Origin of the sequence: Xanthobacter sp. AM11 (assembly GCF_047444035.1) — a bacterium.
In the GTDB taxonomy this organism is placed as follows: Bacteria; Pseudomonadota; Alphaproteobacteria; order Rhizobiales; family Xanthobacteraceae; genus Xanthobacter.
Genome location: NZ_JBLAOA010000001.1, coordinates 1,504,773 through 1,517,575, shown reverse-complemented (window position 1 = coordinate 1,517,575; position 12,803 = coordinate 1,504,773). Strand labels below are relative to the sequence as shown.

The 12,803-nt window shown below is 67.4% G+C and carries 9 protein-coding genes and 1 pseudogene; 7 read left to right on the top strand and 3 right to left on the bottom strand.

What is annotated here, in order from left to right; genetic code table 11:
- Positions 1-27: 27 nt before the first annotated feature.
- The 3 genes from tnpC to tnpA form a co-directional block, all read right to left on the bottom strand.
- Complete coding sequence (tnpC, locus tag ACI7BZ_RS07065; RefSeq protein ID WP_414116467.1) at positions 28-1,557, bottom strand: IS66 family transposase; 1,530 nt, start codon at positions 1,555-1,557, stop codon at positions 28-30.
- Positions 1,558-1,629: 72 nt separating this feature from the next.
- Entirely contained in the window at positions 1,630-1,983 is a 354-nt protein-coding gene (tnpB, locus tag ACI7BZ_RS07060) for an IS66 family insertion sequence element accessory protein TnpB (RefSeq protein WP_274775252.1), read from the bottom strand.
- Positions 1,980-2,876 carry an IS66 family insertion sequence element accessory protein TnpA gene (gene tnpA / locus ACI7BZ_RS07055; protein WP_414116466.1) on the bottom strand — a complete coding sequence of 299 codons (897 nt, stop codon included), beginning with the start codon at positions 2,874-2,876 and terminating at the stop codon, positions 1,980-1,982. Before tnpA ends, tnpB begins: the two co-directional genes overlap by 4 nt.
- Positions 2,877-3,136: 260 nt before the next feature.
- Here tnpA and ACI7BZ_RS07050 point away from each other — a divergent pair, with 260 nt between their 5' ends.
- From ACI7BZ_RS07050 to ACI7BZ_RS07020, 7 genes and pseudogenes are all read left to right on the top strand, one after another.
- Positions 3,137-4,912: a relaxase/mobilization nuclease domain-containing protein gene (locus ACI7BZ_RS07050; RefSeq protein WP_414116465.1), complete on the top strand. Its 1,776-nt coding sequence runs from the start codon at positions 3,137-3,139 to the stop codon at positions 4,910-4,912.
- 30 nt (positions 4,913-4,942) lie between these two features.
- A pseudogene (locus ACI7BZ_RS07045) lies at positions 4,943-6,935 on the top strand (conjugal transfer protein TraG).
- An 8-nt stretch (positions 6,936-6,943) separates the two neighbouring features.
- A complete protein-coding gene (locus tag ACI7BZ_RS07040; RefSeq protein WP_414116464.1) occupies positions 6,944-7,387 on the top strand; it encodes a ribbon-helix-helix domain-containing protein in 444 nt (147 codons plus the stop codon).
- Positions 7,388-7,720: 333 nt separating this feature from the next.
- The gene (locus ACI7BZ_RS07035) at positions 7,721-8,602 is read left to right on the top strand and encodes a tyrosine-type recombinase/integrase (RefSeq protein WP_394009557.1); all 882 of its coding nucleotides are present in this window, start codon (positions 7,721-7,723) and stop codon (positions 8,600-8,602) included.
- 13 nt (positions 8,603-8,615) lie between these two features.
- Positions 8,616-9,836, top strand: a complete 1,221-nt coding sequence (locus ACI7BZ_RS07030) for an IS91 family transposase (RefSeq protein ID WP_414116463.1) — start codon at positions 8,616-8,618, stop codon at positions 9,834-9,836.
- A 475-nt stretch (positions 9,837-10,311) separates the two neighbouring features.
- Positions 10,312-11,193 carry a tyrosine-type recombinase/integrase gene (locus ACI7BZ_RS07025; protein WP_394009557.1) on the top strand — a complete coding sequence of 294 codons (882 nt, stop codon included), beginning with the start codon at positions 10,312-10,314 and terminating at the stop codon, positions 11,191-11,193.
- 13 nt (positions 11,194-11,206) lie between these two features.
- A complete protein-coding gene (locus tag ACI7BZ_RS07020; protein WP_414116462.1) occupies positions 11,207-12,427 on the top strand; it encodes an IS91 family transposase in 1,221 nt (406 codons plus the stop codon).
- The last annotated feature ends 376 nt before the right edge of the window (positions 12,428-12,803 follow it).

The following is a 12,803-nucleotide window of genomic DNA, read 5'->3' as shown; positions in this document are numbered from 1 at the left end:
GTATGCGTCCGGGGGCTGCACATGATGTCAGCTCTTGGCAAGATTCGCTGCTTTCCATGCCCATGGCAGGAGTTCATCGAGCCGGTTGACGGGATGGCCGTCGACCATGCGCTGGAGAACGTCGGCGAGATAGGCGTAGGGTTCGACTCCGTTGAGCTTGGCGGTTTCGATGAGCGAACAAAGGATCGCCCATCTCGCCCCTCCGCCGTCGCTGCCGGCGAAGAGGTGGTTCTTCCGCCCAAGGCTGACGGGGCGGATCGCCCGCTCGACAGGATTGGTGTCCATCTCGACATGGCCATCGGTCAGGAACCGGGTGAGGCCGTCCCATCTGGAGAGCGCATAGCGTATGGCTTTCGCCAGTTCCCCGGCAGCCGGGATGAGCGCCAGCTGTGCCTTCAGCCAGGCCTCCAGTGCTGCCACCAGTGGCTTCGAGCGGCTTCGTCGTGCCGCCAGCCTGTGCGGCGGCGACTGCCCGCGAAGCTCTGCTTCGATCACGTAAATATCGCCGATCCTGCGCATGGCCTCTTCGGCGATGGGCGAGCCGGTGGCCTGCGCGACATCGTAGAACTTGCGCCTCGTATGCGCCCAGCAGGCGGCAAGTTTGATGGTCCCGGCCTTCGCGAGCGTCTCGAAGCCGGCATAGCCATCGACATGCAGTACGCCTCTATAGGACGCCAGATGTCTGGCCGGGCGCTCGGCCTTCCGGTCGGGTGCGAACATGTAGATAGCGGCTGGAGGTTCCGGTCCGCTCCACCCGCGCTGTTCACGGGCATAGACCCACAGCCTTCCGGTCTTGGTGCGTCCCCGGCCGGGATCGAGCACCGGAACTGGCGTGTCATCGGCGAAGAGATAGTCGGAAGCCAGGATATTCCTCGCCAGCCTGTCGTGAAGCGCCTCCAGCCACCAGCATGCGCCACCGACCCAGCCGGCGAGCGTCGAGCGCGCCAGATCGATGCCGTGCCGCGCGAAGATCTCCGACTGCCGATAGAGAGGCGTATGGTCACAATATTTGCTGATGAGAACCTGCGTGAGCAGCGCCGGCGTGGCCACTCCACCGGCGATCAGCCGTTCCGGCGCCGGCGCCTGAACCACGCTCTCGCAGAGGCGACAGGCATATTTCGGGCGGGTGATGCGGATCACCCGCAGCTGCGCCGGCACCCAGTCGAGCATTTCGGCCTGGCTCTCGCCAATCGCATGGAGCGCGCCGCCGCAGCACGCGCAAACCTCACTCTCGATGTCGAGCCGAACCTCCTGGCGCGGCAGGTGATCGGGCAGCGGTTTGCGATGAGACGTGCGTTCCGACGGCAGCTTCGCGACGTCCGGACGGCTCTCCCTGATGCGAGCGATATCGGCATCGAGATCGTCCAGGGCGAGCGCCAGCTGGTCGGGATCGAGGCGCTCGGAACGGCGGCCGAACTGCGCCCGCTGCAGCTTCTTGATGATCGACTGAAGGCGCTCGATCTCGCCGTCGCGGCTCTCGACGACGCCCACAATCTCGCGCACCAGCTGGTGCAGGAGGTCGACATCGGAGGGCAGGTTATCCAGATCGAGCCGCATGCGCGATTCTACTGCAAAACCGCGTCGCGCCCAAGCTTAGAAGCCTTCATCTGTCAGCATTTGCCTGCCTTTTCATCCCGCCAGTGCCGGTTTCCAGACACGTTCCGGCGCACGCCAGTCGATGCCTTCGATCAGCATGGCCAGCTGCGCCGGCGTCAACGTGATCGCGCCGTCATAGCCCGCCATCACCGGCCACACGAAGCTGCCCTGGTCGAGCCGCTTGGTGAACAGGCAGAGCCCGTTGCCGTCCCAGAACAGGATCTTCAGCATCGACGCCTTCCTTCCCCGGAAGGCGAACAGGTGGCCCGAGAACGGGTCCTGCTTCAGCGTCTGCTGCACCAGCATGGCGAGCCCGTCCAGGCCTTTGCGCATGTCGGTGTAGCCCAGCGCCAGATGCACCTTCACGCCGGCGGGAACGATCATCATGGTGCGATCTCCCCGCGCTCGACATGCGCCCGCACAGCATCGGGATCGCTGCCGACCGGCGCGAAGACCCGCCGCCCGTCGGCCAATTCGACGGCTATCATGCCGTCGGGCCGCTGCATCAGATCCTGCAGCACACGTGCCGCCGGCGTACCTTCGTCCAGCGCGACGGGCGCCAGCTTCGCGCGCTTCTTCTGCGCCACGCCGAACTGCACCCGCAAGCGGAACAGCAGTCCCGTGACGATGCCGTGCTTGCGCGCCACGCTCGACACGCTGACGCCCGCCTGGTCGCTCTCGAGTGCGATGGCGCGTTTTTCCTCGTCGCTGAAGACACGCCGGATCGGCTGCCGCGGCGCCTCCGATTCACCTTTCGATGGAGCCGTCAAGAGGCCGTCCGCCGGCTTTTTGCTGGCACTAGTGCCAACGACCGGACGGGCGGAGGGGTGAAGATGCGCGCGCCAGTCGATCTCCACCTCGCCCTCGTCCAGCCGGTCGCGCCATTTGCGCAGGCTCGTCGGCGACAGATTGAGCGCAGCGGCGTACTCCCGCATGCCCATCCCGCTCCAGTTCATCGCCTCGACATGCATCGCCCAGAACGCCTGAAGCGCACGGTTGCGCTCATCCGTGCTCACGCTGAAGCGCAGCCGGGCGCGTCTCTTCTGGCGCTTTTCCTCGGCTTCACGGCGCTTCGACCGGCGCAGTTCCGCCTGATATTCCACATGCTTACGGGCCGCTTCCTTGCCGGCCAGATACTTCAGCCAGCGATCGAACGTGCACTTCCAGAGTCCGTGCTGGCGGCAATAGTTCGTCCGGTCCAGCCCGCTCTGCCGCCACGCCTCGATGTGAACAACCCAAAAGGACTGCCGCGCCGTGTTCTCGAAATGTCTCAAATTCATCGGAGATCCTCCATGCTACGAAGGAATCCGACATGCCTCGATTTTGCACCACGCCAATACTGTGCAGGGGCCGGACGCTTACTCGACCGATTAGGAGTGCAAGATAAAAGCGGCTCGCCGGCCGAACCGCAAGCCATTGACATGGCTTGGGTTCCGGCGTGCCGGTCGGTCGGGGCGCGTGCCGCGCCCTTCACTTTCAGCAGCGATTTCAAGGGCTTTTCCGGCACTGCTCGGCGGTTGACCTCCACGAGGGGGCCGGCATGAGCGAGGGCGACAGCGACCTCCGCATCCGGCCCGGCCGCATCCGCTCGACCCGGACGCCGCGCCCGAAGAGCTTCATCAACCAGGTGCTGCGGGCCGCGAAGAAGGCCGGCCATGTGGGTGGCGGAGCGCCGGGCGCATCCGGCCGGCGTGGGGGCGCCGGCACGCCCGGGCACTCCACCTTCGGCCGCGGCCGCCTTGGCTTCAGTCGCAGCCGGCTGTTCTCGCCGGGCCGGCGCGTGGTGGTAGCGGCCCGCATCGCCCGGCACTCCGGCAAGGCCTTCCGCTCGGCGCCGCTCGCCGCGCACCTCTCCTACCTGAAGCGGGACGGGGTCAGCCGAGAGGGAGACAAGGGCATCCTGTTCGACGCGGGCTCGGATCGTGCGGACGATCGCGCCTTCGCCGAGCGGTGCCAGGACGACCGGCACCATTTCCGGTTCATCGTCTCGCCGGAGGACGCGGCCGACCTCACCGACTTCAAGGCGTTCACCCGCGACCTCGTCCGCCAGATGGAAGCCGATCTGGGGACACGTCTCGACTGGGTCGCCGTCGACCACTGGAACACCGACAACCCTCACGTCCATCTGCTGGTGCGCGGCGTGGACGAGACCGGCGCCGATCTCGTCATCTCCCGCGACTATATCAGCCAGGGGCTGCGCGCCCGCGCCCAGGAGCTGGTCGAGATCGAGCTCGGCCCAAAGCCCGAGCATGAGGTCCGGCACGCGCTCGAGAAGGAGGTCGCCGCCGAGCGCTGGACCCGCCTCGACGCCCAGATCCGCATTGCCGCGGATGACACCGGCCACATCGACCTGCGTCCCGAGACCTCCGGCGCCTCCGATCCCGAGATCCGCCGGCTGATGATCGGTCGGCTCCAGCATCTGGAGAAGATGGGCCTCGCCGCTCCCGCCGGACCGGGTGAGTGGATGGTCGGGCTCGAGGCGGAGCGGGCGCTGCGCGACCTCGGCATGCGCGGCGACATCATCAAGACCATGCACCGCGCCTTCACCGAACGCGGCCAGGAGCGCGGCGTCGCCGATTATGTCATCGATGGCGCGGCGAGCCCGTCCCCCATTCTGGGCCGGCTGGTCGACCGAGGCCTGCACAACGAGCTGACGGGCGAGGCCTATGCCGTGATCGACGGCATCGACGGCCGCGCCCACCATGTCCGCTTCCGCGGCATCGAGGCCTTCGCGCACGCCCCTCCCCTCGGCGGCATCGTCGAGGTCCGCCGCTTCGGAGGCGCGGACGACGCCCAGCCGACCCTGGTGCTCGCCACCCGGTCCGACTTCGATCTCGCCCGCCAGATCACGGCACAAGGGGCGACCTGGCTCGATCACCGCCTCGTCGAGCGTGAGCCCGTTGCGATGGCCATGGGCGGCTTCGGCCACGAGGCGCGCGAGGCCATGCAGGCCCGAGCCGAGCATCTCGTCGAGGAAGGCCTCGCCCGCCGCCAGGGTCAGCGCATCATCCTCCAGCGCGATCTCCTCGCGACGCTCCGCCGGCGCGAGCTCGATGCGGTCGGGGCGAGGCTCTCCGCCGAGACCGGGTTGCCGATGCAGAAGGTCGCGGCAAGCGAGCATGTCGCCGGCATCTACCGCCAGCGCCTGACCTTGGCCTCGGGCCGCTACGCCATGATCGACAGCGGCCTCGGGTTCCAGCTCGTCCCGTGGTCACGCGAGCTCGAGAAGAAGCTCGGTCAGCACGTCACCGGCACAGTGAAGGACGGCGGCGACATCGAGTGGAGCCTCGGCCGCAAGCGCGACCTCGGCCTCTAGGCACCCGCGAACCGCAGACAAGGAGCGCCCATGTCCGCCACCAAGATCCTCTGGGGCCAGATCCTCGTCGTCTTCCTGATCGTGCTCACCACCACCTGGGCGGCGACGCAATATGTCGCCTGGCGGCTCGGCTTCCAGGCGCAGCTCGGGCCGCCCTGGTTCAGCCTCGCTGGTATTCCGGTCTATTTTCCGGCGGCCTTCTTCGCCTGGTGGTTCTCATACGACGCTTATGCCCCCGACATCTTCAACCGGGGCGGGGTCATCGCGGCCTCGGGAGGTTTCCTCGCCATCGCGGTCGCCATCGCCATGTCGGTCTGGCGGGCGCGCGAAGCCAAGGCCGTCTCGACCTATGGATCGGCCCGCTGGGCCGAGCCGCCCGACATCAAGGCCGCCGGCCTCCTCGGGCCGGACGGCGTCGTGCTCGGCAGGCTCGGACGGGACTATCTGCGGCATGACGGCCCCGAGCACGTGCTGTGCTTCGCCCCGACCCGAAGCGGCAAGGGCGTGGGCCTCGTAGTGCCGACGCTCCTCACCTGGCCGGGCTCGGCCATCATCCACGACATCAAGGGGGAGAACTGGCAGCTGACCGCCGGCTTCCGCGCCCAGCACGGCAAGGTGGTCCTGTTCGACCCGACGAACCCCGTGTCCTCCCCCTATAACCCCCTACTGGAAATCCGCCGTGGTGACTGGGAGGTGAGGGACGTCCAGAACGTGGCCGACGTGCTCGTGGACCCGGAAGGCTCGCTCGATCGGAGGAACCACTGGGAGAAGACGAGCCATTCCTTGTTGGTGGGCGCCATCCTGCACGTCCTTTATGCCGGGGACGACAAGACCCTGTCCGGCGTCGCGGCCTTCCTCTCCGATCCGCGCCGGCCCATCGAGGCGACCTTGCGGGCGATGATGACCACCCGCCACCTCGGAGAGGCGGGACCGCATCCTGTCGTCGCTTCGACAGCGCGGGAGCTGCTCAACAAGTCGGACAACGAGCGCTCCGGTGTGCTGAGCACCGCCATGTCGTTCCTCGGGCTCTACAGGGACCCCGTGGTGGCCGCAGTCACCCGCCGCTGCGACTGGCGCATCGCCGACCTCATTGCCGACGAGCGGCCGGTCTCGCTCTATCTCGTCGTGCCGCCGTCGGACATCAGTCGGACGAAACCTCTGATCCGCCTCGTGCTGAACCAGATCGGGCGCCGCCTGACCGAGGACCTCCACGCCAGGGACCGACGCCATCGCGTGCTGATGATGCTCGACGAATTCCCGGCCCTGGGCAGGCTCGACTTCTTCGAGAGCGCCCTGGCCTTCATGGCCGGGTACAAGATCAAGGCCTTCCTGATCGCCCAGTCGCTCAACCAGATCGAGAAGGCCTATGGTGCCAACAATTCGATCCTGGATAACTGCCACGTCCGCGTGAGCTTTGCTGCCAACGACGAGCGCACAGCCAAACGCATCTCCGATTCCCTGGGCACCGCTACCGAGATGCGCGCCATGCGCAACTACGCTGGCCACCGCCTCAGCCCCTGGCTCGGGCACCTCATGGTGTCGCGGCAGGAGACCGCACGGCCGCTCCTCACCCCCGGCGAGGTCATGCAGCTTCCCCCTGCCGACGAGATCGTCATGGTGGCCGGCACACCTCCGATCAAGGCAAAGAAAGCCCGGTACTACGAGGATCACCGTTTCACCGAGCGGGTCCTGTCGCCGCCCGCCCCCTCCCGGACCGCCAGGACCAGCCGGGAAGATGGCTGGTCGACCCTGGTGCCACAGAAGCCGGATGCCGGTCTCGTCACCGAACTGGCCAAGGCCGAGGCGGACACAGCCAACAGCGGCTTGCGCCGAGAGCCGGAGCTTCCCGGACCACGTCGCCATCGCCAAGGAGACGACACCGCAGGGCCCGGCCGACGAATTCGCGATCGTCCTCGACGACGAGCCGGACGACATAGTCCAGCAAGCACGTGTCCTGCGGCAGCAAATGCGCGGCGTCGCAAGGCAGGCGGCGCTTGACCCCCATGACGGCATCAATCTGTGAGGATGGCCATGCGTGACCGGATGAATGTGTATTTCCCGCCGCAGATGCTCAAGGAGATCTCGGAACTCGCAGAACGGAGGAAGCTGTCCCGCTCGGCCATCGTCGAGGCGGCGGTTGCCTCTTTTCTCTCGCCAGAGGGCGCCGACAAACGCGAGGCTGCCCTCGCCCGCCGCCTTGATCGGCTCTCCCGCCAAACGTCTCGCATCGAACGCGATCTACGGGTCACCGCCGACACGCTGGCGCTCTTCGTGCGCTTCTGGCTCACCATCACCCCGCCGCTGCCGAGCGATGCCCAGGCCGCCGCGCAGATCAAGGGGCGGGAACGCTACGAGGGATTCGTCGAAACGCTCGGCAAGCGACTTCAGAAGGGACAGAACTTTCTGCATGAGATCCCGGACGACGTCTCAGGACAACCGGTGGCGGAGGAACCCAACCCCACTCCTTCAAGGTAGCCAGATCCGGCAGGAGTCGTTAACACATCAGCAGTGTCTGTTCCCCGTCGGCTGAGCACGAACGGCGAGCGACGGGCAGTCGTGACCCTTTACCGACCTCCGACTGCCTTACAGCGACGTCCGCTTTGCGCCCCCATCTCGGTCGTAGAGATCAGACTGGCTATTTCCTGAAAGCAGACTTGCGCCTTACAGTTCCGGAGGTCCTGGTTGCGCCAGGGGACTAAACCGCTGCCGCGGTAGGCGCCCTGCATGACGGGCGGTTGGGTACTTTCCATGTGGCGCCCGGCATAGGCGGGCGGACCATCACGGGGTTTCTTCGGACAGGAGAGCCCCATGGACCATCAGGAGCACCCCACCAGCACACGGCCGGCCGTCAGCCCGCTGCGGCAGCGGATGATCGAGGACATGACGATCCGTCGGTTCGGCGAGCACACCCAGCGCGATTATGTCCGCCAGGTCGCCGAGTTCACCGCCTTCCTCGGCCGGGCGCCGGACCAGGCGGAGCCCGAGGATCTGCGGCGCTACCAGCTTCATCTGGCGAGCTTCAGTGCCAGCTATGCCCGCATGAACCTTGCCTGCACGGCCTTGCGCTTCTTCTTCCACATCACGCTGGGGCGGGCCGGCTTCGGTGATCGCATGGCCCGCATCCCGACGCCCGAACGCCTGCCGGTGGTGCTGAGCACCGAGGAGGTGGCGCTGCTGCTCGCCCATGCGCCGAACCTCAAGTACCGCGCCGCTCTCAGCATCGCCTATGGCTGCGGCCTGCGGGTGTCGGAGGTGGCCCACCTCAAGGTCGCCGATATCGACAGCGCGCGGATGCTGATCCGCGTCGAGCAGGGCAAAGGCCGCAAGGACCGCTACGTGATGCTCGCGCCTGATCTGCTCGACCTGCTGCGCCGCTGGTGGAAGGAGCGCCGGCCGCAGGGTTGGCTGTTCCCCGGCCGCGATCCCGGCCAGCCCATCACCACCCGCCAGCTCGACCGGGCCTGCAGGACGGCAGCCTCCGCCGCCCGGCTCGACAAGCGCGTCTCCATGCACACCCTGCGGCACAGCTTCGCCACCCACCTGCTCGAGCGCAAGACCGATATCCGCGTCATCCAGGTATTGCTCGGCCACAGGAAGCTCGACACCACGGCCGTCTATACCCGCGTCGCGCTGAAGACCCTACGCGAGGTGGAGAGCCCGCTCTCCCTGCTGACGCCACCACCTCTGTAGTCCGTACCGGTCCATGGCGCGGCCTGCGCTGGAGGTCGCGGATATCCTGAACGCCCATGGCGATGCCTATGAGAGGGCGCACGCCGGACGTCTCAGTCGCGGCCAGATGAAGGTCATGTCGGCGATCAGGTCCTGCCGCACGGTGGTGCTCGGCGGGCACGTGTCGCGCTGCGCCGACTGCGCTCATGTGGAGGTCGCCTACAACTCCTGTCGCAACCGGCACTGCCCCAAGTGCCAGGGAGCAATGGCGCGGGACTGGCTCGCCGCCCGCCAGGCCGAGCTTTTGCCGGTGCCCTATTATCATCTGGTCTTCACCCTGCCGGCCGCGATCGGCACCATCGCCTATCAGAACAAGGCGGCGGTCTACGACCTGCTGTTCAGGGCTTCGGCCGAGACGCTCACCACCATCGCCGCCGACCCCCGGCATCTCGGCGCCCGCATCGGCATCACCGCCGTGCTTCACACCTGGGGCTCGGCGCTCACCCACCATCCCCATATCCATGCCGTGGTGCCCGGCGGGGGACTGTCTGCCGACGGCTCCCGCTGGATCGCCGGCCGGGTCCGGTTCTTCCTGCCGGTGCGGGTGCTGTCCCGCCTGTTCCGGCGGCTCTTCCTCGACGGGCTCCGGGCGCTCCATGCCGCCGGCCGGCTCACCCTCTTTGGGGACATCGCTCCGCTGGTGGATGCGCGTGAGTTCGAGGCGATGCTTGCGCCCCTACGCCGGGCCGAGTGGATGGTCTACGCCAAACGCCCCTTCGCGGGACCTGCGGCAGTGCTCGCCTATCTATCGCGCTACACGCACCGCGTGGCGATCTCAAACAGCCGGCTCCTCGCCATGGATGAGCGCGGGGTCACCTTCCGCTGGAAGGACTATCGCGCCCGAGCCAAGACTTCGGGCAACGGCTGGATCAAGACCATGACCCTGCCGGCGGACGAGTTCATCCGCCGCTTCCTGCTCCATGTCCTGCCCGACGGCTTCCACCGCATCCGGCACTACGGCCTGTTTGCGAGCGCGGTGCGCGCCGCCAACATCGAGAGGGTCCGCGCGCTGCTCGTAGACCAGCAGGTGCGCGCCTCGCCGGAGGGAGCCACGCCTGCCGAAACGATACGACCAGAGGCCACGCTGCGCTGCCCGTGCTGCGCCGGCATCATGACCATCATCGAGACATTCGCCCGGGGCTCGGCGCCGAAGACCTGGCCCGCCAGTGCCTCCATCAGGATCGACACCTCATGAGCGGCGCCACCTCTCTCGAACTCCAACTGCATCCGGCAGGCCGCGTCGTAGGCGCAAAGGATAGCTTCGTCCTCGCGCCGACCATCCCGCGCTCAGTCTCGTCATGGAACCCGGCCGCGCACTCATCAACGGGCGCTGGCAGCCCCACGGCACTGTTCCGGACTGTCAGGTGTTCTGGCAACCGTCACCAGCAAGACCACACAGCCCCCAGCCCAGACCCAAAATCCCCATAGCACCGCGACGACCTCGACCGTCGCCCACGTCGGACCGCGGTTTCCTCCCCTGGAGGCTTTCCGACGCCGGCCCGCGCGATCAGCCCCACCATCGTGATCGGGCCGGCATCCGAAACCCTTCACATAGGACTAAACCGCTGCCGCGGTAGGCGCCCTGCATGACGGGCGGTTGGGTACTTTCCATGTGGCGCCCGGCATAGGCGGGCGGACCATCACGGGGTTTCTTCGGACAGGAGAGCCCCATGGACCATCAGGAGCACCCCACCAGCACACGGCCGGCCGTCAGCCCGCTGCGGCAGCGGATGATCGAGGACATGACGATCCGTCGGTTCGGCGAGCACACCCAGCGCGATTATGTCCGCCAGGTCGCCGAGTTCACCGCCTTCCTCGGCCGGGCGCCGGACCAGGCGGAGCCCGAGGATCTGCGGCGCTACCAGCTTCATCTGGCGAGCTTCAGTGCCAGCTATGCCCGCATGAACCTTGCCTGCACGGCCTTGCGCTTCTTCTTCCACATCACGCTGGGGCGGGCCGGCTTCGGTGATCGCATGGCCCGCATCCCGACGCCCGAACGCCTGCCGGTGGTGCTGAGCACCGAGGAGGTGGCGCTGCTGCTCGCCCATGCGCCGAACCTCAAGTACCGCGCCGCTCTCAGCATCGCCTATGGCTGCGGCCTGCGGGTGTCGGAGGTGGCCCACCTCAAGGTCGCCGATATCGACAGCGCGCGGATGCTGATCCGCGTCGAGCAGGGCAAAGGCCGCAAGGACCGCTACGTGATGCTCGCGCCTGATCTGCTCGACCTGCTGCGCCGCTGGTGGAAGGAGCGCCGGCCGCAGGGTTGGCTGTTCCCCGGCCGCGATCCCGGCCAGCCCATCACCACCCGCCAGCTCGACCGGGCCTGCAGGACGGCAGCCTCCGCCGCCCGGCTCGACAAGCGCGTCTCCATGCACACCCTGCGGCACAGCTTCGCCACCCACCTGCTCGAGCGCAAGACCGATATCCGCGTCATCCAGGTATTGCTCGGCCACAGGAAGCTCGACACCACGGCCGTCTATACCCGCGTCGCGCTGAAGACCCTACGCGAGGTGGAGAGCCCGCTCTCCCTGCTGACGCCACCACCTCTGTAGTCCGTACCGGTCCATGGCGCGGCCTGCGCTGGAGGTCGCGGATATCCTGAACGCCCATGGCGATGCCTATGAGAGGGCCCATGCCGGGCATCTCAGCCGCGGCCAGATGAAGGTGATGTCGGCGATCAGGTCCTGCCGCACGGTGGTGCTCGGCGGGCATGTGTCGCGCTGCGCCCACTGCGCTCATCTGGAGATCGCCTACAACTCCTGCCGCAATCGGCATTGTCCCAAGTGCCAGGGAGCCACGGCACGGGAATGGCTCGCGGCCCGGCAGGCCGAGCTTCTGCCGGTCCCCTATTATCATCTCGTCTTCACCCTGCCTGCGATCCTTGGCGCCGTCGCCTACCAGAACAAGGCGGCGGTCTACGACCTGCTGTTCAAGTCCTCGGCCGAGACGCTGGCCACCATCGCCGCCGATCCGCGGCATCTCGGCGCCCGCATCGGCCTTACCGCCGTGCTTCACACCTGGCGCTCGGAGCTCACCCACCACCCCCACATTCATGCGGTGGTGCCCGGCGGCGGGCTCTCGACCGATGGCTCCCGCTGGATCGCCGGCCGGGCCCGCTTCTTCCTGCCGGTGCGGGTGCTGTCCCGCCTGTTCCGGCGGCTCTTCCTCGAGGGGCTCCGGGCGCTCCATGCCGCCGGCCGGCTCACCCTCTTTGGGGACATCGCTCCGCTGGTGGATGCGCGTGAGTTCGAGGCGATGCTTGCGCCCCTACGCCGGGCCGAGTGGATGGTCTACGCCAAACGCCCCTTCGCGGGACCTGCGGCAGTGCTCGCCTATCTATCGCGCTACACGCACCGCGTGGCGATCTCAAACAGCCGGCTCCTCGCCATGGATGAGCGCGGGGTCACCTTCCGCTGGAAGGACTATCGCGCCCGGGCCAAGGCCACGGGCAACGGCTGGATCAAGACGATGACCCTGCCGGCGGATGAGTTCATCCGCCGCTTCCTGCTCCATGTCCTGCCCGATGGCTTCCACCGCATCCGGCACTACGGCCTGTTTGCGAGCGCGGTGCGCGCCGCCAACATCGAGAGGGTCCGCGCGCTGCTCGTAGACCAGCAGGTGCGCGCCTCGCCGGAGGGAGCCACGCCTGCCGAAACGATACGACCAGAGGCCACGCTGCGCTGCCCGTGCTGCGCCGGCATCATGACCATCATCGAGACATTCGCCCGGGGCTCGGCGCCGAAGACCTGGCCCGCCAGTGCCTCCATCAGGATCGACACCTCATGAGCGGCGCCACCTCTCTCGAACTCCAACTGCATCCGGCAGGCCGCGTCGTAGGCGCAAAGGATAGCTTCGTCCTCGCGCCGACCATCCCGCGCTCAGTCTCGTCATGGAACCCGGCCGCGCACTCATCAACGGGCGCTGGCAGCCCCACGGCACTGTTCCGGACTGTCAGGTGTTCTGGCAACCGTCACCAGCAAGACCACACAGCCCCCAGCCCAGACCCAAAATCCCCATAGCCCCGCGACGACCTCGACCGTCGCCCACGTCGGACCGCGGTTTCCTCCCCTGGAGGCTTTCCGACGCCGGCCCGCGCGATCAGCCCCACCATCGTGATCGGGCCGGCATCCGAAACCCTTCACATAAGCGGAAGTTGGTGCTT

Coding starts and splice junctions, on each gene's coding strand:
- tnpC (WP_414116467.1), bottom strand. CDS start 1,557: ATGCGGCTCGATCTGGATAACCTGCCCTCCGATGTCGACCTCCTGCAC.
- tnpB (WP_274775252.1), bottom strand. CDS start 1,983: ATGATGATCGTTCCCGCCGGCGTGAAGGTGCATCTGGCGCTGGGCTAC.
- tnpA (WP_414116466.1), bottom strand. CDS start 2,876: ATGAATTTGAGACATTTCGAGAACACGGCGCGGCAGTCCTTTTGGGTT.
- ACI7BZ_RS07050 (WP_414116465.1), top strand. CDS start 3,137: ATGAGCGAGGGCGACAGCGACCTCCGCATCCGGCCCGGCCGCATCCGC.
- ACI7BZ_RS07040 (WP_414116464.1), top strand. CDS start 6,944: ATGCGTGACCGGATGAATGTGTATTTCCCGCCGCAGATGCTCAAGGAG.
- ACI7BZ_RS07035 (WP_394009557.1), top strand. CDS start 7,721: ATGGACCATCAGGAGCACCCCACCAGCACACGGCCGGCCGTCAGCCCG.
- ACI7BZ_RS07030 (WP_414116463.1), top strand. CDS start 8,616: ATGGCGCGGCCTGCGCTGGAGGTCGCGGATATCCTGAACGCCCATGGC.
- ACI7BZ_RS07025 (WP_394009557.1), top strand. CDS start 10,312: ATGGACCATCAGGAGCACCCCACCAGCACACGGCCGGCCGTCAGCCCG.
- ACI7BZ_RS07020 (WP_414116462.1), top strand. CDS start 11,207: ATGGCGCGGCCTGCGCTGGAGGTCGCGGATATCCTGAACGCCCATGGC.